The organism is Halomonas stenophila, from assembly GCF_014192275.1.
In the GTDB taxonomy this organism is placed as follows: Bacteria; Pseudomonadota; Gammaproteobacteria; order Pseudomonadales; family Halomonadaceae; genus Halomonas; species Halomonas stenophila.
The window spans coordinates 271,597-294,661 of the sequence record NZ_JACHXR010000002.1 but is presented as its reverse complement, the minus strand read 5'-3'; the positions used below and the strand labels follow the sequence as shown (position 1 = coordinate 294,661).

16 protein-coding genes and 1 tRNA gene are annotated in these 23,065 nt (G+C 71.4%); 7 read left to right on the top strand and 10 right to left on the bottom strand.

The genetic code is table 11. The features are described 5' to 3' along the window. Positions 1-120 precede the first annotated feature (120 nt). Positions 121-1,584, top strand: coding sequence for a membrane-bound lytic murein transglycosylase MltF (mltF, locus tag FHR97_RS05310; protein ID WP_183382734.1), 1,464 nt, complete (start codon positions 121-123; stop codon positions 1,582-1,584). 36 nt (positions 1,585-1,620) lie between these two features. On the opposite strand, the gene tadA is transcribed toward mltF, so the two are convergent. After that, positions 1,621-2,103, bottom strand: a complete 483-nt coding sequence (gene tadA, locus FHR97_RS05305) for a tRNA adenosine(34) deaminase TadA (RefSeq protein WP_183382947.1) — start codon at positions 2,101-2,103, stop codon at positions 1,621-1,623. A 91-nt stretch (positions 2,104-2,194) separates the two neighbouring features. On the opposite strand from tadA, the gene FHR97_RS05300 reads away from it, so the two are divergent. The 3 genes from FHR97_RS05300 (at position 2,195) to FHR97_RS05290 (ending at position 4,723) form a co-directional block, all read left to right on the top strand. Then, positions 2,195-3,007 (top strand): acyl-CoA thioesterase, encoded by an 813-nt coding sequence (locus FHR97_RS05300; protein WP_183382733.1) that lies wholly within the window; start codon positions 2,195-2,197, stop codon positions 3,005-3,007. Between the two features lie 250 nt (positions 3,008-3,257). After that, a complete protein-coding gene (locus tag FHR97_RS05295) occupies positions 3,258-4,577 on the top strand; it encodes a glycine cleavage T C-terminal barrel domain-containing protein (RefSeq protein WP_183382732.1) in 1,320 nt (439 codons plus the stop codon). Positions 4,578-4,647: 70 nt separating this feature from the next. After that, positions 4,648-4,723 (top strand) — tRNA-Thr (locus FHR97_RS05290). Positions 4,724-4,906: 183 nt separating this feature from the next. Here FHR97_RS05290 and FHR97_RS05285 read toward each other — a convergent pair. Further along, on the bottom strand, positions 4,907-6,181 hold the full coding sequence (locus FHR97_RS05285) for a Y-family DNA polymerase (RefSeq protein ID WP_183382731.1): 1,275 nt from the start codon (positions 6,179-6,181) through the stop codon (positions 4,907-4,909). Further along, positions 6,178-6,636: a LexA family protein gene (locus tag FHR97_RS05280; protein WP_183382730.1), complete on the bottom strand. Its 459-nt coding sequence runs from the start codon at positions 6,634-6,636 to the stop codon at positions 6,178-6,180. Before FHR97_RS05280 ends, FHR97_RS05285 begins: the two co-directional genes overlap by 4 nt. A gap of 515 nt (positions 6,637-7,151) precedes the next feature. Between FHR97_RS05280 and betT the strand changes: the two genes are divergently transcribed. Further along, a complete protein-coding gene (betT, locus tag FHR97_RS05275; RefSeq protein WP_183382729.1) occupies positions 7,152-9,215 on the top strand; it encodes a choline BCCT transporter BetT in 2,064 nt (687 codons plus the stop codon). Positions 9,216-9,243: 28 nt separating this feature from the next. Next, positions 9,244-10,944 (top strand): choline dehydrogenase, encoded by a 1,701-nt coding sequence (gene betA, locus FHR97_RS05270; protein WP_183382728.1) that lies wholly within the window; start codon positions 9,244-9,246, stop codon positions 10,942-10,944. 34 nt (positions 10,945-10,978) lie between these two features. Here the strand turns inward: betA and FHR97_RS05265 are convergent, their stop codons facing one another. Next, the gene (locus FHR97_RS05265; RefSeq protein WP_183382727.1) at positions 10,979-11,434 is read right to left on the bottom strand and encodes an aminoacyl-tRNA deacylase; all 456 of its coding nucleotides are present in this window, start codon (positions 11,432-11,434) and stop codon (positions 10,979-10,981) included. A 116-nt stretch (positions 11,435-11,550) separates the two neighbouring features. Further along, complete coding sequence (locus FHR97_RS05260; RefSeq protein WP_484494472.1) at positions 11,551-11,844, bottom strand: hypothetical protein; 294 nt, start codon at positions 11,842-11,844, stop codon at positions 11,551-11,553. Between the two features lie 102 nt (positions 11,845-11,946). Here FHR97_RS05260 and FHR97_RS05255 point away from each other — a divergent pair, with 102 nt between their 5' ends. After that, positions 11,947-12,651 carry a hypothetical protein gene (locus FHR97_RS05255; protein ID WP_183382725.1) on the top strand — a complete coding sequence of 235 codons (705 nt, stop codon included), beginning with the start codon at positions 11,947-11,949 and terminating at the stop codon, positions 12,649-12,651. Here the strand turns inward: FHR97_RS05255 and FHR97_RS05250 are convergent. The 5 genes from FHR97_RS05250 to FHR97_RS05230 all read right to left on the bottom strand — a co-directional run bounded on the left by FHR97_RS05250 (position 12,590) and on the right by FHR97_RS05230 (position 22,989). Continuing rightward, positions 12,590-13,045 carry an aminoacyl-tRNA deacylase gene (locus FHR97_RS05250; protein ID WP_183382724.1) on the bottom strand — a complete coding sequence of 152 codons (456 nt, stop codon included), beginning with the start codon at positions 13,043-13,045 and terminating at the stop codon, positions 12,590-12,592. The genes FHR97_RS05255 and FHR97_RS05250 overlap by 62 nt on opposite strands. 94 nt (positions 13,046-13,139) lie before the next feature. Next, positions 13,140-15,185, bottom strand: coding sequence for an elongation factor G (fusA, locus tag FHR97_RS05245; RefSeq protein WP_183382723.1), 2,046 nt, complete (start codon positions 15,183-15,185; stop codon positions 13,140-13,142). Positions 15,186-15,355: 170 nt separating this feature from the next. Next, on the bottom strand, positions 15,356-19,702 hold the full coding sequence (locus FHR97_RS05240; RefSeq protein ID WP_183382722.1) for a DEAD/DEAH box helicase: 4,347 nt from the start codon (positions 19,700-19,702) through the stop codon (positions 15,356-15,358). 149 nt (positions 19,703-19,851) lie between these two features. Continuing rightward, positions 19,852-22,194, bottom strand: coding sequence for a hypothetical protein (locus FHR97_RS05235; protein ID WP_183382721.1), 2,343 nt, complete (start codon positions 22,192-22,194; stop codon positions 19,852-19,854). Between the two features lie 6 nt (positions 22,195-22,200). After that, positions 22,201-22,989, bottom strand: coding sequence for a protein-L-isoaspartate(D-aspartate) O-methyltransferase (locus FHR97_RS05230; protein ID WP_246403783.1), 789 nt, complete (start codon positions 22,987-22,989; stop codon positions 22,201-22,203). Positions 22,990-23,065 lie beyond the last annotated feature (76 nt).

Sequence of the window (23,065 nt, the reverse complement as noted above, 5' to 3'; positions counted from 1 at the left end):
GCGGCCGGCGGCAACGAGCGCACATGATACTGGAAAGCACCGGTCGCGAGAAATCGGCATGGATGACAGCCGACCGGCGGCTGGGTAAGGTGGAGCCTCCCGTCGCTGCCCACCGCGCCCATGCCTGCATCCCTGTTCGCCCACCTCCGCCGCCACCGGCGAGGCTACCTGACCCTGTGCGCCCTCCTGCTGCTCGGCCTGGTCCCCGACCCGCCGGACCGCTCGCCGGGGCCGCACCTGGAGGCCGTGCGCGAGCGGGACTTCCTCAGCATCCAGACCCGCAACACCCCCACCACCTATTACGAGGGGCGCGAGGGCCCCACCGGCTTCGAGTACGAGCTGATGCGCCGCTTCGCCGACCACCTGGGCGTCAGCCTGACCCTCGACGCCGACCACAATATCGCCGGCGTCCTGGAGGCGGTCCGCGAGGAGGGGGACCTGGGTGCCGCCGCCCTGCCCCTGGACCCGACCCAGCCGGGCCTGCTGTTCAGCCGGCCGATCATGCCGCTGCAGCCGCTGCTGGTCTATCGCCGCGGGCTGCCGCCACCGCAGGGCATCGACGACCTGGCGGGACTGGAGATCGGCACCCTCAGCGACACCGGGACCGACCGGGTGATGCGCGAGCTGCAGGCCGAGCACCCCCATCTCGGCTGGAAGGAGTCCGACGACATGGAAGTGGCGGCATTGCTGGGCCAGGTGGCCGACGGTCGCCTGGATGCCGCCGTGGTCTTCGAGCACCAGTTTCGCCTCAACCGCCTGTTCTTTCCCGAGGTGGAGGACGGCTTCCGCCTCGGCAAGCCGCTCTCCCTGGCCTGGGCCTTCCCCGCCGGCCAGGGGCTCGGCCTGGTCCGCGAGGCCAATCGCTTCCTCGACCAGCTCCAGGGCAGCGGCCTGCTCGAGCGCCTCGAGACCCGCTACTTCGGCCGCGACAACTACCTGGAGTACGTCGGCGCCCGCACCTTCATCGGCCATGTCCACGCCCGCCTGCCGGACTACACCGCGCTGTTCCGCGAGGCGGCACGGGGCTCGGGCTTCGACTGGAAACTGCTCGCCGCAGTGGGCTACCAGGAATCCCACTGGCGCCCCCGCGCCACCTCACCGACCGGCGTGCGCGGCCTGATGATGCTGACCAACGCCACCGCCGCGGAGATGGACGTCGACAACCGGCTCGACCCGGCCCAGAGCATCGGCGGCGGGGCGCGCTACCTTCGCGGGTTGAAGGACCGCCTGCCCGAGTCGATCACCGGGGAAGACCGCTTGTTCATGGCGCTGGCCGCCTACAACGTCGGCCTCGGCCACCTCTACGATGCCCGCCGCCTCGTAGAGAGCCGAGGCGGCGACCCCGACGCCTGGGCGGACGTGCGCGACGCCCTGCCGCTGCTCCAGGAGCGCGAATGGTTCAGCCAGACGCGGCACGGCTATGCACGGGGCGGCGAACCGGTCATCTATGTCCGCAATATCCGCCGCTATTACGAGATCCTCGCCTACGTGGACCGCAGCCAGCAGCAGTTCCACCAGCTCAACGCCCGGCTCCCCGGAGAGGCCGAGAGCGGCCTCTTCGACCTGGTCCCCCCGAGCAGTTGAGCCGGCGGGGCTCGCCTCCCGCATGACCCGCCGCCGTCAGTCATCCTCCGCGCCGGCGGCCCGGCCGTCACGCCGCGCGGCGAAGAAGCCCTTGAGCTGGCGGGCCACCCGGCCGGCCAGCACCCCGCCGACCACCTCGACCCGATGGTTGTACCAGGGCTGGGCGAAGAGGTTGGCCTTCGACTCGACCATGCCGCTGCGGGGTTCGGCGGCACCGTAGACGACCCGAGCCAGGCGGGCGTGGATGATCGCCCCGGTGCACATCAGGCAGGGCTCCAGGGTCACGAAGAGCGTGCAGCCGTCGAGGCGGTAGTTGCCGAGACGGGCCCCGGCATCGCGCAGCGCGCGGACCTCGGCATGGGCGCTGGGATCATGGCCGGACACCGGGGCGTTGTACCCCGCGCCCACGATGGCCCCGTCGGCGTCCACCACCACCGCCCCCACCGGCACCTCCCCGGCCTCCTCGGCCAGGCGCGCCTGCTCCAGGGCCCGGTGCATGTAGAACTCGTCGCTGCGCATCGCCTTGGACTCCAGTAGACTGACGGGCATGAAACGTTCGTATGACGCCGCGGCCTCGCCCGGGCGTCATGGTCCCTGGAGGATACCCGGAATGCCCGACGCCCTGAACGCCCTGGTGGACCTGCTCGGTCTCGAACCCCTGGAAGAGAACCTGTTCCGCGGTCGCAGCCAGGACCTCGGCCTGCCCCAGCTGTTCGGCGGCCAGGTGCTGGGCCAGGCCCTCTCCGCCGCGACCCACACCGTGGACGCCTCGCGGCGGGTGCACTCCCTGCACGGCTACTTCCTGCGCCCCGGTGACGCCAGCCGCCCGGTGGTCTACCAGGTCGATGCCGTGCGCGACGGCGCCAGCTTCACCACCCGCCGGGTCACCGCCATCCAGAAGGGCCGGCCGATCTTCTTCTGCAGCGCCTCCTTCCACGGCGAGGAGACGAGCCTCGCCCATCAGCCGCGGATGCCCGAGGTGACTCCCCCCGAGCGAGTGGCCCCGGGGGCCGGCCGGGTGACCCGCTTCCCGGGCCACCCCATCGAGTTCCTGCCCCTGGACGACACGGCCGAGGCCGGCCAGCCGGCGCGCAAGCGGCTGTGGTTCCGGCTGGCCGGCGAGCTACCCGACGATCCCGCGCTGCACCGCTACCTGCTCGCCTACAGCTCCGACTTCAACCTGCTGACCACCGCCCTGGTGCCCCACGGCATCCATTTCGGCGACCCCTCGCTGCAGATCGCCAGCCTCGATCACGCCCTGTGGTTCCATCACGACGTCAAGGTCAACGACTGGCTGCTCTACGACATGGACAGCCCCTGGGCCGGCGGCGCCCGAGCCCTCAGCCGGGGCAGCATCTACGACCGGCACGGCCGGCTCGTCGCCTCCAGCGCCCAGGAGGGCCTGACCCGGCTGCGCGGCTGAGGCCCGGCGCCGCCCGTGTGTCGTCCCGGGGAATCCCGGCGTCGCCGGGGGAATGTTGCCCCCCAAGGGCCTACCTACCTTGAGAGTAGCGACGGCCTCCAGGGCGCGGCCGTCGCCTCGCGGGCGCCTCCGGGCGTCCGCCCGCGCGGGTCAGAGTCGTGGGTGACTCGGCGACGGTCTCGGCATGACCGCCCTCTCGCCGCCCACGACTCCGCCCTCAGGCATATGAACGGGCGAGGAGTGCCGAGCCATGTCCAAGCAACCCAACGTCAACTTCCAGCGGTCCATCGATCAGGGCGACCGCCTGGTACCGGTCAACCTCCGCCAGAGCGGCGACCCCGGCATCCAGATGCTGATCTCCAACCGCGTGCGCAAGTCCCCCTACTGGCACCTCTCGGTCGAGGCCGGTTGCTGGAAGGCCACCGTCTACAACCGCATGTATCATCCGCGCGCCTACGTGCGCCCCGAGGACGGCGGTGCCATGGAGGAATACCGGGCGCTGGTCAACGACGTGACCCTGTGGAACGTCGCCGTCGAACGGCCGATCCGCGTCAAGGGCCCCGACGCCGAGGCCTTCTGCAACCATGTCTGCACCCGCGACGTGACCCGGGTGCCGACGATGATGGGCCGCTATGTGGTGCTCTGCGACGAGCAGGGCCATGTGCTCAACGACCCGGTGATGCTGCGCGTCGCGGATGACGAGTTCTGGTTCACCATCAGCGACTCGGACCTGGCCTACTGGTTCAAGGGCATCAACCATGGCCTGCGCTACGACGTCACCATCGACGAGATCGATGTCTCGCCGCTGCAGGTCCAGGGCCCGAAGTCCGAGGACCTGATCGCCGACCTGGTCGGAGAAGGCGTGCGCGAGGTGCCCTACTACGGGCTGATGGCAGGTAGCATCGAGGGCGCCGAGGTGCTCATCTCCCAGACCGGCTTCTCCGGCGAGAAGGGCTACGAGGTCTACGCCTACGACTCCACGCTGCACGCCGAGACCATCTGGAACGCCATCCTCGACAAGGGGGAGAAGTACGGCCTCAAGGTGATCGCCCCGGCCCACCACCGCCGCATCGCCGCCGGCATCCTCTCCTATGGCCAGGACCTGGACCACGAGACCAACCCCTTCCAGTGCAACCTCGGCCACATGGTGCCCAAGGCCAAGGAGGCCGACTACATCGGCCGCGACGCCCTGGAGCGGACCCGCGAGCTGGTCAACCAGGGCCAGCCGCCGTTCACCCACCAGCTGGTGGGGCTCAAGCTGGGCGGCCGGCCCATCGAGGACTATGCCCCGGACTTCTGGCTGGTCGGCCACGACGCCGAGGGCGAGCCCTGCGGCTGGATCACCTCGCCCTGGTACTCGCCGGAACTCGGCACCAACATCGCCATGGCCTATGTGCCGGTGGCGTCGGCGGCGCTCGGCACCGTCCTGGTGGCCTGGCTGCCCGACGAGTTCCTCGACATCCCCGGGCAACCGGTCGATGCCGTGGTCTGCGAGATGCCCTTCCGCGCCTCGGTGAACCCCAGCTCCCGGGAGCGCGCCAAGGCCGCGGGACGCGACCACGCCTTCTGAGCGCCGCGCCCGGGGCCTGGCCCCGGGCGCGCTTGGCAGGCCGGCGTGGTGATCGTATGATGCACGGCACGCCGGTGTAGCTCAGTCGGTAGAGCAACGCACTCGTAATGCGTAGGTCGGGGGTTCGATTCCTCTCACCGGCACCAGAGCACCGCAAAAAACCGCCATCCGGTGCGCTCCGGATGGCGGTTTTTCCATGCGCCCCCTGGCGTTCGCGGCATGATACCGCCCATCCCCCGTTGTCGACCCGCGCCTGTCGCGATCGACCGGTGCGGCACACGCCTCCCCTCGAAACTCGCCCCGCCACGGCGGCCGCTCACCGGCACGGCTCAGCGCACCTTGACCCGCATCAGCTCGTTCCAGCGGGTGGTGTAGCGCGGAGTGCGCCGCTCGCAGCGCAGCGCCCAGGCGGTGTCCTGGCGCGGCAGCCCGAAGCGCACGGTATCGCGGCCCATCTCGCGGTTGAGTCGGTCCACCGCCGTCATCAGGCGCCGATCGCGCCCCCGGGCGGTCTCGTCCCGGGACGCCAGCAGGGAGAGCTGGTGGCACTCGACATCCACCAGGTCCATCAGCATCACGCCGCACTTCTGGTAACGCACGCCCTCGAGGAAGATCGCCGCCAGTCCCCGGCCGGCGGCCTCGAGCAGCGCGCGGCTGTCGTCACTGGGCCCGGCCAGCGGCACCACCACGCTGTTGTGGTACTGGCGCTCACCGAGCCGGTGCGGATCGCTGCGCAGGAACACCAGCACGGCCCGGGCCAGGCTGCCCTGGCGGCGCAGCTTCTCGGCGACTCGGGCGCCGTGCTGGCGCACCGCCTCCTGGAGGTCCCGCCAGTCGCCGGTCAGACGGCCGAAGGAGCGCGAGACCATGATCCGCTGGCGTGGCGCGGCCAGATCGTCCAGCAGGATGGCCGGCCGGCCGCGCAGCTCCCAGACGATGCGTTCGAGCACCACCGAGAAGGCGCGACGGATGCGCTTGGGATCGGCCTCGCGGAGCTGCCAGGCGGTATGAATGTCCATCAGCGCCAGGCGCTCGGCGCTGCGCCGGGCCACGCCCCACAGCGCATGCACCGGCAGCCCCTCCAGCACCCGGCGGGTCGCCGCGGACTCGGCATCGAGGCGGCAGACCCCACCCAGCGCGGGCGACGTCTTGGCGACGCGGTTGGCCGCCTTGGCCAGCACCCGGGTCGGCGCCAGGCCCACGCAGACCGGGATCCCCGTGTCCCGTCCCACGGTCTCGCGCAGCCGACGCCCCAGGGCCTCGAGTCGCGAAGGCGCGTGACCCGCGAAGCCGACGAAACTCTCGTCGATGGAGTACACCTCCACGTCCGGGGAGAACTCGCCGAGCACCAGGTTGACCCGCCGGCTCATGTCACCGTAGAGGGCATAGTTGCTGGAGAGCAGCGTCGCCTGGCGGCGGATTGCCGGCGACAGCAGGTGCATCGGCGCGCCCATGGCCACGCCCAGCGCCTTGAGCTCCGCCGAGCGGGCCACCACGCAGCCGTCGTTGTTGGAGAGCACGCCCACCGGCCGCCCCTCCAGGCGTGGGTCGAAGACCCGCTCGCAGCTGACGTAGAAGTCGTTGCTGTCGACCAGGGCGATCATGGCGCCGCCCCGGGCAGGGCATGCAGCACATGGGTCACCACCCCCCACACCTGGCACTCGCGCCCCTCCAGCGGCATCGGCGCGAAGCACGGGTTGCTGGCCTCCAGGAAGGTCCGCCCGGCACGCCGAGTCAGTCGCTTGACGGTGGGCTCGCCATCCACGGCGATGATCACCACCCGCCCCGGCAGGGGCTCCAGGCTGCGGTCCACCACCAGCAGGTCGCCGTCGTGGATGCCGTCGCCGAGCATCGAGTCGCCCTCGGCGCGCACGAAGTAGGTGGCCGCCGGGCGGCGCACCACATGGGCATGCAGGTCGATCTCCACGTCCAGGTGATCGTCCGCGGGACTGGGAAAGCCGGCCCGCACCCGGCAGCCCAGCAGCGGCTGGCTCGACCCGGCGGGCCGCGGCTCGGCAGCGGCCGGCACGCGAGCGAGAGACGGCCTCGGCGATGACATGGCGCCTCCTGATAGCTGTATGTATAAACAGTATCCAGCAGCCTCACCGGAGAGGCAAGTCACAGGCTGCACCACGGGAGGGCTATCGCAGTTGGGTGGCGAGGGGCGACGGGGACAGGTCGTAGAGGGGGTCCTACGCCATGGGTGAGGAGCACTGCTCCGAACGGGCTGGCCATGGATGGCCAGCACCGGTCCTGCAAGCGAAGCGGGACGCGAGAGCGCCGCAGGGCGTCGGTAGCGCCCAGGGAGGGGTTCACAGCGCCCCCTCGCAGACCTGTCGACGGAGCAACTCCGAGCGCCACAGCTAACTGCAATTGCCCTGTGCACCACGGGGCATCACTTGACGCCTGCGCCGCGAGCTTCCTATACCCAGAAAGTCTGCTCGCCTCCCGCGTCGCACGCCCGCGCAGCGCCGCCGTACAGGCTTCGCGCAGCCTGCGGCACCACCCCCGGCCTCGAGCCGGCCATGGACGACGCCTCACCGGACCGCGGATGAGGCCTTCAAGGAGCAAGGCATGGCCAATACCCAAGTTCCCTCCACCGAGCCGCGCCGTGACCGCATCAACCCCGTGGTGTTCTACGGGTCGGCCATCGGCATCGTCGCCTTCGCGCTGTGGACCATGTTCTTCACCCAGGCGGCCGGCAACGTCATCAACACCGTGCTGGCCTGGATTTCCGACAGCTTCGGCTGGTTCTACTTCCTCGCCGTGGTGGCCTACCTGGTGTTCGTCGTCTGCATCGGCCTGTCTCGCCACGGCAAGCTGCGCCTGGGACCGGCGCACTCGACCCCGGACTTCAACGTCATCACCTGGGCCGCCATGCTGTTCTCCGCCGGCATCGGCATCGACCTGCTGTTCTTCTGCATCGCCGAGCCGGTCACCCAGTTCCTGGCCCCGCCGGTCGGCGAGGGCGGCACCCCCGAGGCGGCCCGCCACGCCATGGAGCTGACCTTCCTGCACTGGGGGCTGTCCGGCTGGGGGATCTACACCCTGGTGGGCATGTCGCTGGCCTTCTTCAGCTATCGTCACGGCCTGCCGCTGACCATCCGATCCGCCCTCTACCCCTTGTTCGGGCGGCGCATCCACGGGCCCATCGGCCACACCGTGGATATCGCCGCCGTGCTGGGCACGGTGTTCGGCATCGCCACCAGCCTGGGGATCGGCATCATCCAACTCAACTTCGGCCTGCACTACATGTTCGATATACCGGAGAATACTGCCACCCAGGCGGCGCTGGCGGTGCTGATCGTGGTCTTCTCGGCGATCTCGGCGGTGACCGGGGTCGACAAGGGCATCCGCCGGCTGTCCGAGTTCAACATGCTGCTGGCCGTGCTGCTGATGCTGTTCGTGCTGTTCACCGGCAAGACGCTGTTCCTGCTCAACGCCCTGGTGATGAACGTCGGCGACTACCTGGCCCACTTCGCCCGCCTGTCGTTCGACACCTACGCCTTCGATCCGCCATCGGACTGGCTCAATGCCTGGACGGTGTTCTTCTGGGCCTGGTGGATCGCCTGGGGGCCCTTCGTCGGGCTCTTCCTGGCGCGCATCTCTCGGGGCCGCACCATCCGCCAGTTCGTCGCCGGCACCCTGATCCTGCCGCTGACCTTCATGATGGCCTGGATGTCGATCATGGGGAACAGCGCCATCGACCTGGTGATGACCGGTACCGCCAGCGTCGCCGACTTCGGCGAGCAGGCCATCAACAATCCCGGCTCGTCCATCTACCTCTTCCTGCAGAGCTTCCCCTGGGTGGGGCTGACCACGGTGGTGGCCACCATCCTGGCCATCGTGTTCTTCGTCACCTCCGGGGATTCCGGCTCGCTGGTGCTCTCCAATCTCACCTCGGTGCTCACCGACCCCAACCATGACGCCCCCTCCTGGATGCGCATCCTGTGGGCGGCGATCATCGGCGTGCTGACCCTGGCCTTGCTGATGGCCGGCGGGCTCGGCGCCCTGCAGAGCACGGTGGTGGTCATGGGGCTGCCCTTCGCCTTCGTGCTCTTCCTGATGATGCTCGGGCTGTTCAAGGCACTGAAGGTGGAAGGGCTCAAGGAAGACAGCCTGCGCGGCAGCATGGCCGGCCACCTCTCGGGGCGCCTGCCCGGCGAGGGCGTGAGCCATCACTGGCGCCAGCGGCTGTCCCGGACCATGCACTTCCCCAACCACGAACAGGTGCAGCGCTGCCTCGGCGAGGCGGTCCGGCCGGCCATGGAGGAGATCCGCGAGGTGCTCGGCGAACAGGGCATCACCGCCGAACTCGTCGAGGCCGAGCACCTCGAGCTCAACGTCGACCTCGGCGACGAGCCGAACTTCACCTACCAGGTGTGGCCGCACCGCAGTGCCATGCCCGCCTTCTCGATCCGCGCCACCCGTGCCGGCACCCACTACTACCGGCTGCAGGTGCATATCGGCGAGGGCGGCCAGGGCTACGACATCTACGGCTACACCAAGGAGCAGGTGATCGCCGATATCCTCGACCAGTACGAACGCCACCTGTTCTTCCTGCACACCCAGCGGGAGCTGCCCGGGGGCGAAACGATCATGCCGGACACGCCCTCCGCGACCGGCCGCTCGACATGACCCCGACCAGGCGAGGAGGGACGCTACGATGAACGATGCCACCTTCGACCGGGTCGTCGACTACGTGATCGTCGGCTCGGGCTCGGCCGGCTCGGTGCTCGCCGACCGACTCAGCGCCGACGTCCAGCATCAGGTGCTGGTGCTGGAATTCGGCGGCAAGGACGATTCGATCTACATCCAGATGCCCATCGCCTTCTCGATCCCCCTCAACAAGCCGCGCTTCGACTGGGAGCTCTACACCGAGCCGGAACCCGGCCTCGGCGGGCGGCGTATCCACCAGGCCCGCGGCAAGGTGATCGGCGGCTCCTCCTCGATCAACGGCATGGCCTACGTGCGCGGCTGCGCCGGCGATTTCGACGAGTGGGTCGAACGCGGCGCCGAGGGCTGGGGCTATGCCGAGGTGCTGCCCTACTTCAAGCGCGCCGAGGACTGCCTCTACGGCGCCGACGACTATCGGGCCAGCGGCGGCCCGCTGGGGGTATGCAACGGCAACAACATGGCGAACCCCCTCTACCGCGCCTTCATCGAGGCCGGTCGCCAGGCGGGCTACGGCGAAACGGCGGACTACAACGGCTATCGCCAGGAAGGCTTCTGCCGCATGGACATGACGGTGCGCGACGGGGTGCGCTGTTCCACCGCCAACGCCTACCTCAAGCCGGCGCTGGCGCGCGACAACCTGACGCTCGAGATGCACGCCCTGACCACCCGGGTGCTGATGGACGGCAAGCGCGCCGTGGGCGTCGAATACCGCCAACGGGGCAAGACCGTGCGGGTGCAGGCCCGCCGCGAGGTGATCCTCTCGGCCAGTGCCTTCAACTCGCCCAAGCTGCTGATGCTGTCCGGCATCGGACCGGCCGAGCACCTCCGCGAGCACGGCATCGAGGTGATCCACGACCTGCCCGGCGTGGGCGAGAACCTCCACGATCACCTGGAGGTATGGGTGCAGCAGAGCTGTACCCAGAAGATCACCCTCAACGGCTGGCTCAACCCCCTGGCGCGGCTGTGGATCGGCGCGCGCTGGTTCTTCTTCAAGCAGGGGCTGGGCGCCAGCAACCAGTTCGAGTCCAACGGCTACATCCGCAGTCGCGCGGGGCTGCGCTACCCCGACCTGCAATACCACTTCCTGGCCGGCGCCATCGCCTACGACGGCTCCAGCGCCGCCGAGGGCCATGGCTTCCAGGTCCACCTGGGCGCCAACAAGCCCAGGAGCCGCGGGCACGTGCGCCTGACCTCCGCCGACCCCGAGGCCCCGCCGTCGATGATCTTCAACTACCTGCAGGACGAGGAAGACAAGGACGACTATCGCCGTGCCCTGCGCCTGACCCGGGAGATCTTCGCCCAGCCTGCCTTCGATCCCTACCGCGGCGAGGAGCTCTCCCCCGGCCCCGGCGTGCAGAGTGACGACGAGATCGACGCCTGGGTCGCCGAGACCGCCGAGACCGCCTATCACCCCTGCGGCTCCTGCCGCATGGGCACCGACGCTCTGGCGGTGGTCGATCCGCAGTGCCGGGTCCACGGCATCGAGGGGCTGAGGGTGATCGACTCCTCGATCATGCCCAGCGTCACCAACGGCAACATCAACGCGCCGACCATCATGATCGGCGAGAAGGGCGCCGATCACGTTCTCGGCCGTGACCCGCTGCCGCCGTCCACGGCGCCGGCCTTCTCACTGGAGGCCTGGCAGGTCAAGCAGCGCGAGGCCACGCCCCAGCGCTCGGCGGAAGAATGAGGCGTCTCTCCCTCGACCCGCGAACGGGCGGCTACTACATCGCCACTTCCGCCGGTTTCACCAGGCGGTCGAAGGCACTGTAGGACAGCTGCATGACCTCCCGGTGGCTGCCGGCATTGAAGGCGATCATGTCGGCCTCGGCCAGGTGTGGCGAGACGAACACCTCCAGGTCGAAGAGGTTGCCGAACGGCGGCATGGCGCCGGGCTCACCGTCGGGGAAGCAGCGCCGGAAGTCGGCCTCCTCCGCCAGCTCGACGGCCTGGGCGCCGACGGACTGGGCCAGCCGTCGCAGGTCGACCCGGTCGGTGGCCGGCAGGACCGCCAGGGCGAAGCGGCCATCGATGGTGACCAGCACGCTCTTGGCGAAGTGCCGGCCGGGCACGTGGACCGCCTCGGCGATCTCCTGGGCGGTATAGGCGGGGGAATGCTGCAGGATCACATACTTGACGCCGTTCTCGTCGAGAAAGCGCGTCACTCGCTCCATGGACATGGGGACCACCCTCTGAAGTGTGTTGTGGAAGGGGGATGCCGCTTCCCCAAGGATAGTCGCCGGTTGCCGATGGCGAAGGTGTCGTCACGACTCCGTCGGCATGGTCCACTCGATCCTCAGGCCAGGTCGGGACTGAACAGCAGGTCCAGGTAGTTGCGGTAATGGCGCAGCTGCTGGGCCACCACCGCCGGCTCCCGGTAGGTCCTGGAGACGATGAAGGCTCCCTCGAAGACCACCGTGATGGCATCGGCCAGACTCTCCAGGTCCACCTCGAGGCGCGGCGGATAGCGTTCGGCCACCCGGCGCAGCTGCTCGCCGAGCCGGCTGCGCCAGGTCCCCATGGTGGCGGTGATGATGCCGTGGATGCCCCGGTCGAACTGCTCCGCCTCATAGCAGTAGGAGGCGAACAGGCATCCCGGATAGGGTTCGGTGAGCGTCGCCGCGGCCTCCTCGAACAGGCCGACGAAGATCAGCAGTAGCTGCAGGGGATCCCGGCTGAGCTGGCGGGCCCGGTGTTCAGCGCGACCTTCTATCCCGCCGAGATCGGCCGAGAGGTGCTGGGCGGCTACCGGGACTTCACCGAGCAGGCCCCCGAATCCGTCAGTTCCTTCGCCATCTGCGGCACCATCCCCGAGGAGCCGGACTATCCGCAAGCGGCCCATGGCAAGCCCTACGTGCTGCTGGCGGCCTGCTACGCCGGCGACCCGGCCGAGGGCGAGCGGGTCACGGCCCCGCTACGCGGCCTGGGCGAGCCGCTGACCGACTTCAGCGGCGTGATGCCCTTCGTCGAGGTCCAGCAGTTGCTCGACGGCGACTACCCCCAGGGCCGGCACTACTATTGGAAGTCCCGCTACCTGCGACGTTTCGACGACGCGGCCATCGAGCGCCTGCTCGAGCTGGCCGCGGAGCGCCCTTCGGCGCTGTCCACCGTGGATGTCTGGCACCTGGGCGGCGCCATGGCGCGGCAGGATGGTGGCCCCACCGCCTTCGAGACCCGCGACGCGCCCTTCCTCCTGGGCGTGGAATCCAACTGGGACGAGCCAGGCGATTCGGCGACCAACATTGCCTGGACTCGGGAGGCCTGCGAGCGCTTCGCCCCCTTCTCCGATGAGCGCGGCTACCTGAACTTCGGGCCCGCTCGGACGGGCCCGATCCTTACATCGCCACTTCCGAGGGTTTCACGAGCCGATCGAAGACGCTGTAGGCGAGCTGCATGACCTCGCGGTGGTTGCCGGCATTGAAGGCGATGATGTCGGCCTCGGCCAGGTGCGGCGAGACGAAGACCTCCAGGTCGAAGAGGTTACCGAACGGCGGCATGGCGCCGGGCTCGCAGTCGGGGAAGCGACCGCTGAACTCGCCCTCTTCGGCCAACTCGACGGCCTGGACGCCGAGCGACTGGGCCAACCGACGCAGGTCGACCCGATCGGTGGCCGGCAGCACCGCCAGTGCGAGGCGGCCGTCGACGGTGATCATGACGCTCTTGGCGAAATGACGGCCGGGCACATGAGCCGCCTCGGCGACCTCCTGGGCGGTATAGGCCGGGGAATGCTGCTGAATGACATATTTCACGCCGTTCTCGTCGAGAAAGCGTGTGACGCGTTCCATGGACATGGGGATCACCCTCCCGCGTGTCGTTCAAGGGCCTTTAGACAAGCCTAGTCAGCCTCGCGCCCGATGGGGAGGCCATCGCGCCCCCGGAACTCGTTCACGCCTCCGCCCGTTTCGCTCGATGGGCCTGGACCAGGGCCTGCTGTACCGCCTCCGGGGCCGGCTCGTAGTGGCTGAAGCGCAGCGTGTAGCGGCCACTGCCGCCGGTCAGGGCGTTGAGACGCATGGGATAGTCGGCGACTTCCGCCAGGGGGACCAGCGCCTGGATGCTGACCTGGTCGCCCAGGGTCCGGGTGTCCTGGATCCGGCCACGGCTGGCGGCGAGATCCGCGGTCAGATCGCCCATCGCCGTCCCCGGGCCCTCGACCTCCAGCTCGACCAGGGGCTCCAGCACCTGCAGGCCGGCCTTGTGCACCGCATCCAGGAAGGCCTTGCGGCCGGCGATGACGAAGGCGATCTCCTTGGAGTCCACGGGATGCGTCTTGCCATCCTGCACCACCACCCGGAGGTCCTGGAGCGGATAGCCGGCGACGGCCCCCTCCTCCATGGCCTGGCGCACGCCCTTCTCCACTGCCGGCAGCAGCGACGACGGGATGGCCCCGCCACGGATGCTGTCCGCGAACTCGAACCCGGCCCCGCGGGGCAGCGGCTCGACGCTCAGGAACACCTCGCCGAACTGGCCGGCACCGCCGCTCTGCTTCTTGTGCCGGCAATGCCCCTCGGCCGGGGCACGGATGGTCTCGCGGTAGGCGATGGAGGGCGGGCGGGTGTCCACCTCGACCCGGTAGCGCTCGCCCAGGCGTTCCAGGGCCATGCGCAGGTGCAGCTCACCCTGGCCGCGCAGCACGGTCTCCCGGGTGGCGGCGTCCTGCTCCACTCGCAGGCCGGGATCCTCCTCGACCAGGCGGCTCAGGGCCTCGGTGAGTTTCTGCTCGTCGCCGTGGCGCCGCGCGCGGATCGCCAGGCCGAACACCGGGGCCGGCACGGCCACCGGACGCAGGTGGATGTGGTCCTCGTCGTGGGAGTCGTGCAGCACGGTGTCGAGACTCGCCTCCTCGACCTTGGCCAGGGCACCGATCTCGCCGGGCCCGAGGCGCTCCACCTCGAGATGCTCCCGGCCCTGGAGGCGAAACAGCGGACCGACCCGGAAGGGCTTGCGGGCCTCCCCGGCCAGCAGCCGGGTATCCCGGGAAACGCTGCCCTGGTGCATGCGGAACACCGCCAGCTTGCCGAGGAAGGGATCGTGCTCGACCTTGACCACGTGGGCCAGCACGTGGGCCTCGGGGTCCGGGCGAGCCCGGTACTCGTGGGTGCCCGTGTCGTCCTGGCGCAGGAAGGGCGGCGGATTGCTCTCCAGAGGATTGGGCATCAGTCGGGCGAAGATCTCCAGCAGCTCGGGGATCCCGGCCCCGGTGGCCGCCGAGGTGAAGCACACCGGCACCAGGTGAGCGTCGCGCAGTGCCGCCTCGAAGGGGGCATGGAGCTGCTCGGGGCTGAGTGCCTCGCCCTGCTCCAGGTAGAGCGCCATCAGCGCCTCGTCCACCTCCACCACCTGGTCGACCAGCTGCTCGTGAGCGGCCTCGACCGACGAGAAGTCCGCCGTCCCCTGGGGCGCAAAGAAGCAGTCCACGACCTGCCGGGCCCCATCCGCCGGCAGGTCGAGGGGCAGGCACTCGCTGCCGAAGGTGTCGCGGAGGTCGTCGAGAAGCGCCTCGAGCCGGGCCGCGGCGACATCGATGCGGTTGATGATGATCAGCCGACACAGGCCGCGCTCTCCGGCCCACTGCATCATCCGCCGCGCCGTGGCATCGACCCCGCTCTCGGCGTCGATCACCACCGCCACCGTTTCCACGGCGGGCAGGATGGACAGGGTGGCGCCCTGGAAGTCCACGTAGCCGGGGGTATCGATGAGGTTGATCCAGGCCTCCCTCCACTCGAGCCCCATCACCGAGGCGGCGATGGAATGCTGCAGCGCCTTCTCCTGGGGGCCGGCGTCGCTGACCGTCGACCCCTTGTCCACGCTGCCGGCGGCACCGATGGCCCCGGCCGCCGCCAGCAGGGCCTCGGCGAGGGTCGTCTTGCCCCCACCCGCCGGGCCGGTCAGGGCGATGTTGCGAATCCCCTCGGGAGAATGCTCGCTCATGATCCCGCCCCCTCTATGACCCCATCGCTCACCGTTACCTCTCCAAGTTAGCAGTCTGCCGTCCGGTGCACGTCGTGTGACGTGACGCACCACTGGTCTTCGACGGGAAGTCCCAGCCACGAACGACGCGCCCCTCCGACACCGCAGGCGGCCGACGCGCCACCCGGGCATCAAGGCCCGGCGTCGGGCGACGCACCAGTGAACCGCGTATCGGCAGGCAATGGCCGATGGCCGGCGTCGCGGCGCAGCCACTGCACGACCCGCCACCGCTCGGCCTCGTCCAGCGGTGCCAGCGTCTCGACCTCGCCGTGCTTCAGCACCGCCTCGGGCGCGCCGTCGCGATACAGCAGGCGGTTGCCCGGCACCGCCGGCAGGCGGCCTCCAGGCGTGAGGATGCCGATCAGGTTGAGCGGGTCGGCGGCCGAGACGGCGATACGGGTGTCGTCCGGCGCCCGCCGGCGCATGGCCTTCAGCGCCCCCACCGCCTCGGGGAGCGCGAACTGCTCGCCGGCGAACTGCGCCACGAAGCGCCCGCCACGGATCTCGCCGCGCGCCTCGAGGCGCCGATAGACGTAAAGCAACTCGCGCCAGGGCGGCAGCGCCGCCTCGCGCTCGAGCACGCGATGGAAGACCACGCCGTAGCGGCGCAGCAGCACCCAGGCGACGCGCTCGAGATGCGCCGGGTCGGTGGTGAAGCGCCGCCCCGGGGCCGGGGCCTCGTGCGCCACCGGCGGCAGGGCGGACCAGCGGCCCGCCGCGTCCACCCCCGGGGCCTGGCGACGGCGGCGCCGGCCGGTCGCGGCGCCGAACGACGGACGCTGGTGGGCGGGGGCGATCAGCGCGCGCAGGCCGTTGAAGGTATCCGAGGTCGCCAGCCCGTCGGCCACCAGTTCGCCCAGCGCCGCCTCCACCTGGGTGCGCAGCATGCCGGTGGCGTCCACCAGGTCGGCGAAGAACATCGCCCCGCCGGCGCGCAGGGCATCGAGCACCCGCTGCGCCCCAGCGGACGGCGCCGGGGCCTCAGCGTCCGCCGCCGTGGCGGTGCGGCGCCAGGGGGCCAGGGCCCCGCGCTCCACCAGGGCGATGGGGGTGTTGCGCAGCGGCCCGGTGCGACGCCGACCGCCGGCGCCCGCCGGTCGCGGCGCCGCCAGGCGCAGCCACACGAAGCGTCCGCTGGCCAGCAGCTGGTCGAGCAGGTGCGGTGCATAGCCCGCCACCCGGGCCGGCAGCACCTCCTGTTCCCAAGCCCCCGCCGCCACCGCGAAGCCCTCCAGCCCGGCCACCGCCGCGGCCAGGGCCTCCGGTCCCTCCGGCCGCTCGCCCAGGCCATGCCAGTCGAGCAGGAAGCGCAGGTAGTCGCGCACGCTGACCGGCTCGATCTCGGCGCGCCGGCGCTCCAGGGCGTAGCGGTGCATCCGCGCCAGCAGGCGCCGCTCGCACCACTGGGGCGCGTCCGCGGCGTCGGTGAAGGCGCCCCGCAGCACGAAGCCCTCGCCTTCCAGGCGCGCCAGCGCCGTCGCCGCCCGCGCCGGCGGGACGCCCAGCGGGGCGGCCAGTGCCGCCGCGGTGACCGGCCCCAGTGCCTCCAGCCGCGAGCGCAGCAGCTCGACCAGGGCCGCGTCGTCGTCCTCGGGGACCGGGCCCAGCGCCGCGATGGGCGGCTCGGGGGAGGCCGATGGCCGAAGCCGCAGCAGCTCGGCCAGCCGCTCGGCGGCCACCCACAGCGTCTCGCCGTCGGCCACATCGACCGCGGTGGCGCGCCGCGCCTCGGCCAGGGCCCGGAACCAGGGCCACCACGCCTCGCCCTCGGCGGCGGTGAGGAAGCCGCACAGCACCAGGGCGTCGTGGAGCTCGTCGGCATCGCGCGGCGCCGGCCAGGTCTCCTCGCGGACCCGCTGCACGATCGCCGGCGCATAGCGGGCCGTGGCCGCGGCCTCCGCCGGATCCAGCGCGCCGCCGCTGCGCACGCTGAGGGTGCGTCGCTCCTCCTGGGCGCCGTCGTCGAGGAAGGCATAGGGCCGGGCGTTGACCACCTCCTCGGCCAGCGGCGAGGGTCGCGCCAGGTCACGGGCGTCGACGGCGATCTCGCCGCCTTCCAGGCGTGCCAGCAGGCGCTCGAGTCCGGCCAGGTCCATGGCCTCCTCCAGGCAGTCGGCGAGGGTCTGGGTGACCAGGGGATGATCGGGGATCTCGCGGGCACCCGCGAGGTTCTCGGCGCAGGCCAGTTGATCGGGGAACACCACCGAGAGCAGGTCCTCGGCGTCCTGGCGCTGCAGCTGGGGCGGGCGCCGCCGGCCGTTGCGGGTGCGCGGCACGGCCAGGGCGACGGAGGCGTTCCAGCGCCAGCGCAGGGCGAACATCGGCGCGTCGAGCAGCGCCTGGATCAGCACCTCGCGCACCCGCGCGCGGCTCAGGTAGTGCCAGACCTCGTCCAGCGGGAAGCTGTGGGCGGGGCCCAGCGACAGCACGATGCTGTCCTCCAGGGCCGCCGCCTGAAGCTCGAAGTTGAACTTGCGGCAGAAACGCTTGCGCAGCGCCAGCCCCCAGGCGCGATTGAGCCGCGAGCCGTAGGGAGAATGCAGCACCAGGTGCATGTCGCCGGCCTCGTCGAAGAAGCGCTCGAGCACCAGCCGCGCCTGGGTGGGCAACGCGCCCAGCGCCGCCCGGGCGGTGGCGAGATAGCCGGCGAGCTGCTCGGCGGCACCGACCGGCAGCCCCTGGGCCTCGGCCAGCCAGGCCCGGGCCGCGGCCTCGCCGCCCTCGGCCAGGCGTGCGTCGACCTCGCCGCGCAGCCGCGAGACCGCCGCCGAGAGCTCGTCGCTGCGCCCCGGCGCCTCGCCGAGCCAGAACGGGAGGCTGGGCGGCGTCCCCCTGGCGTCCTCGACGAACACCCGGCCAGTCGCCACCTTGAGGATGCGATAGCCCTGGTTGCCGAGCTGGAAGACGTCGCCGGGCATGCTCTCGAAGGCGAAGTCCTCGTTGACCGTGCCGACCCTGAGCCCCTCGGGCTGCAGCACCACGTCGTAGTCGAACTGGTCGGGGATGGCGCCGCCGTTGGTCAGCGCGACCAGCCGCGCACCACGCCGCGGGCGCAGCCGGGCGTTGACGCGGTCGCGGTGCAGGTAGGCGCCGCGCCGCCCGCGGCGAGTGGTGTAGCCGTCGGCGAGCATCTGTAGCACGGCGTCGAAGGCCCCCCGGGACAGGGCGCGATACGGCCAGGCCCGGCGCACCCGGGCGTACAGCGCCGCCTCCTCGCACTCGCCGGCCGCGGCGACCTCCGCCACCAGTTGCTGGGCCAGCACGTCCAGCGGCCCGTCGGGGATCCGCAGCCGGTCCAGCTCACCCCGGGCCACGGCGTCGAGCAGCGCCGTGCACTCCAGCAGATCGTCGCGGGTCAGCGGAAACAGCCGTCCCCGGGGCAGGCGACCGACGCCATGACCGGAGCGGCCCACCCGCTGCAGCAGGGCGGCGATGGAGCGCGGCGAGCCAAGCTGGCAGACCAGGTCCACCTCGCCGATGTCGATGCCCAGCTCCAGGGAGGCGGTGGCCACCAGCACCCGCAGTTCGCCGCGCTTGAGGCGCTGCTCGGCCTCCAGGCGGTGCTCGCGGGCCAGGCTGCCGTGGTGGGAGGTCACCGCCGCCGCGCCCAGCCGCTCCGCCAGGTGGCGGGCCACGCGCTCGCAGACCCGCCGGGTGTTGGCGAACACCAGGGTGGTGCGCTGTGCCTCGGCCAGCGCCGCCAGGCGGTCGTAGACCTCCTCCCAGGCCTCGTTCGCCATCACCGCGGCGAGCGGCGCGCCGGGCACCTCGAGACCCAGGTCGCGCTCGCGGGCGTGGCCGGTGTCGACGATGCGACAGGCCTCGCCGCCGGTGAGGAAGTCGGCGACGGCCGCCACCGGTCGCTGTGTCGCCGAGAGGCCGATGCGCTGCGGCGGTCGCGGCGTCAGGCCGGCCAGGCGTTCCAGCGACAGCGTCAGGTGCGAACCCCGCTTGCCGGCGGCCACGGCATGGATCTCGTCGACGATCACCGTGCCGACGCTAGCCAACATGCGCCGGCCCGAGTCCGAGGTGAGCAGCAGATACAGCGATTCGGGGGTGGTGACCACGATATGCGGCGGGCGTCGGCGCATCCGCTCGCGTTCGCCGGGCGGGGTGTCGCCGGTGCGCACCCAGGCGCGGATCGCCGGGGCGGGCAGGCCGGCGGCCTCGAGCCGCTCGGTGATGCCGGCCAGCGGCCGCTGCAGGTTGCGCTGGATATCGTTGGACAGCGCGCGCAGCGGCGAGACATAGAGCACCGCCGGCTCGTCGGCGAGGCCCTCCGCCAGCCCCCGGCGCACCAGGGCATCGATGGCCGCCAGGAAGGCCGCCAGGGTCTTGCCCGAGCCGGTGGGCGCGGCGATCAGCACGTGCTCGCCGGCGCCGATCGCCGGCCAGGCACGCGCCTGGACCTCGGTGGGGTCGCCGAGCTCGCTCCGGAACCAGGCCGTCACGGCGGGGTGAAAGGCATCGAGCGGCATGTCCTCGAACTCCCCGGATATCGGTGAGCGACCGGCGGATCGCTGGCGATGCCCTTCGCCATGCCGGTCACGCAGACCACCGGCGGACGTCTCCCGCCAGCATAGGTCGCGCACGGCATTCTCACCATGGCGCGGCGAGGCGGCTCCCCTCAGCGCGGCGTCAACCAGCGCCCGGCGATGGCGAAGGCCGCCACGTAGCAGAGGATGCCGGCGGCCAGGGTGGTGGACTGGCCGAACTGCACCGAGACCAGCGAGGCCAGCGAGGCTCCCAGTACCGAGGCGAAGCCGTTGATGCCCCAGGCCCAGGGGATCCAGCGGCGCTGGTCGGCGAGCTGGCGCAGTGCCCAGGGGAAGGGACGCCCCATGGCCCAGGCCAGCGGCAACAGCAGTGCGACCAGGACCAGCAGCCGCAGCGGCAGTACCGGCTCGCTCAACAGCCGAACGGCGGCGAAGGGCACCAGGGCCAGGGCGAGACCGCCGGCCACGGCGAGATAGACCGTCCGCCGGCTGGCCCGGGTCGCGCTTTCGGGGGCCATGGCGCTGCCCAGCCCCGAGCCGACCAGGAAGGTGGCGAAAACCAGGGCGGCGGCGAGCACCGGCTCGCCCAGGTAGAGGATCAGGCGCTGGAAGATCACCAGCTCCACCAGGATGTAGCCGAAGCCCAGCGCGGCGAAGTAGCCGGCCACCGAGAGCCGGCGGAAGGGCGGGCGGATCGGCGGCAGCCGTCCCAGCGGCACCAGGATCAGCAGGAAGGCCAGCAGGCTCGCCACCAGGGTGGCGACCAGCGACAGGATCAGCGTCCAGTCGAGGTAGCTCCAGCCCCGGCCGCCCAGCTCCTGCACCAGGCCCGGTGCCTGGGACCAGGCCAGCGAGCGCCACGGATAGGGCCGGTCGAGTTCCGCCGGGGCGGTGTGGAAGCGCCGGGCCTCGGCCGGCAGCGGGCGACCGGCGAAGACGGCCCGGGCGATGTCATGGAAGAGCGGCGTGTCCAGGCGGTGGAAGCGGTTGGTCGCCTCCCGGTCCAGGCCCGGTCGCCAGGCCGTGTCGAAGCGCCAGCGCTCGGCGAAGGCGCTCAGCGTGCCCCGGTCCGCCTCGCTCAGCGCTTGCGGCGAGGCCAGCACCAGCAGCGCCTGCAGGCCGCGCAGCACGGCGACCCGCTCGCCCGGGGCCGGCCCGTCCTGCCGGGCCAGGGCCTCCGTCAGGCTGGCCATCAGGCGCGGATAGTGGCGCGGCGGGTAATCCAGGGGCAGCGGGATGGCCAGCAGGCCGTCGTCCGACAGGGCCGCCAGCGCCAGTGACAGCCCCTCGACCGTCAGCGCATAGTCCTCGCTGGCGGCGTCGCCGCCCGCCCAGGCGCGGTCTAGGGCGATCACGGCGAAGGCGCCCGGTTCGGCGGTGGCGAGAAAGCGCCAGGCGCCCTCCTCCACCAGCGTCATGCCGGCCTCGGGGGCGCCTCGAGCCCGGGCGATGTCGAGCAGCCGGCCGTCCGGCTCCCCCCAGCTCACCGGCCGGCCCTGGGCGGCCAGCGGGGTCTGCCAGGCGCTGCTGCCCAGCACCAGCACCGGGCCCTCGGGACGCAGGCGCAGCGGCAGGCCCGCCAGGGAGGCCGCCAGGTGCTCGGCGGGCGCCGGCCAGGCGCGTGGCAGCGGCACCACCCGGTCGCTGCCGATCACCGCGACGTCCTGGGCCGGCACGCCCCGCGGCCAGCGAAGGCTGAGTCCCGGGGCGAAGCGCAGGCTCTCGGCCCGCAGCACCGTCAGCCGGCCGGCCAGCCCGGGCTCGACCGCCAGGGTCTCGACGCCGGGCAGCTCGCGCAGCCGCGACAGGGCCTTGAAGTCGGACATCGCCGGCGCCGGCGGCTGGAGCACGGCGGCCAACGATATCCCCAGCCCCAGCAGGCCGGCCAGCGCCCCGGCCCGTAGGCGACGCCGGACGGCCCAGAGGCCGGTCAGGGCGAACAACAGGGCGGCGACCACCGCCAGGCCCACCTCCACCGGCGCCACCGCCAGCAGGCCCGCGGCCCCCAGGCTGCCCAGGCCGCCGCCGAGCAGGTCGGCCGCGTAGAGGCGCCGGGTGTGCCGGGGCCAGCGCAGGAAGACCTGGCCGATGGCCAGGCCGGCCCCGAAGAAGGGCAGGAAGGCGACGAAGTCGACCAGCAGCAGCCGGGCCAGCTCGGCGGGGTGCCAGCCGGCCACCAGGGGACGCAGGGCGATCCGGGACTGCAGGCCGAGCAGCAACAGGTAGCCGAAGCCGGTGACCAGCAGGCCGACGAGGAACCAGCCGTCCCCGCGGCTGGCGCGGTGGCGCCCGGCCAGCGCCAGGGTGGTGCCGGCCGCTCCCAGGCCCAGCAGGGCCAGGGAGACCGCCAGGCCGGCGAAGTGGTGCCAATGGCTGAAGGCGAAGAGCCGCAGCAGCAGCACCTCCAGCGCCAGCAGGGCGGCCGACACCCCCGACAGGGCCGCCAGGTCGAGTCGTGTCGGCGCCCCCGTCATCGCCACTCAATGACCGCCGGTGAGCGGCACGAACCGCACCGAGGCCAGGTTGCGGGTACTGATCTCGCCGGCGGCGTCCTTCTCCAGCAACAGCAGGTTCTGGACCCAGAGCATCTGGCCCACCGGGATCACCATGTGCCCGCCGGAGCGCAGCTGGGCCACCAGCGGTGGCGGCACATGCCGCGCGGCGGCGGTGACGATGATGGCGTCGAAGGGGGCCCGGGACGGATGGCCATAGTAGCCATCGCCCTGGAGCACGGTGATGTTGGTGTAGCCCAGGTCGTCCAACCGCTCGGCGGCCTGCGTCGCCAGCGCCGGGATGATCTCGAGGGTCACGACCTCGCGGACGATCTCGGCGAGGATGGCCGCCTGGTAACCGGAGCCGGTGCCCACCTCCAGGACGCGATCGTCGGGCTCCAGCCCCAACCGTTCGGTCATCAGGGCCACGATGTACGGCTGGGAGATGGTCTGGCCGTGGCCGATGGGCTGAGGCTCGTCGCGATAGGCCCGCCGCGGCGGCACCTCCGGCGCGAAGCGGTGTCGCGGCACCCGACGCATGGCGGCGAGCACCGCCTCGTCCTCCACGCCCCGGGCGACGATATGGTCCTGCACCATGGCCTCACGCGGCTCGCCGAAGGGATCGGGGGCGAAGGCCGGCCGCCGCACGGATACCTCCGCCGGCGTGGCCTGGAGCAGGACCTCGGTCTCGGTCTCCTGGGCGACGACCGGCGGGGTTGCCAGACATATGGACAGCGCCGCGAGTCGCACGGTGCCGCCGAGGAATCTGGGCATCATCGCCGTTCCCCTTGCCATCTCGGGGCATCACGCCTCGGGGTGGCGGGATAAGGAATCGTGTCCCCAGCATAGTCCA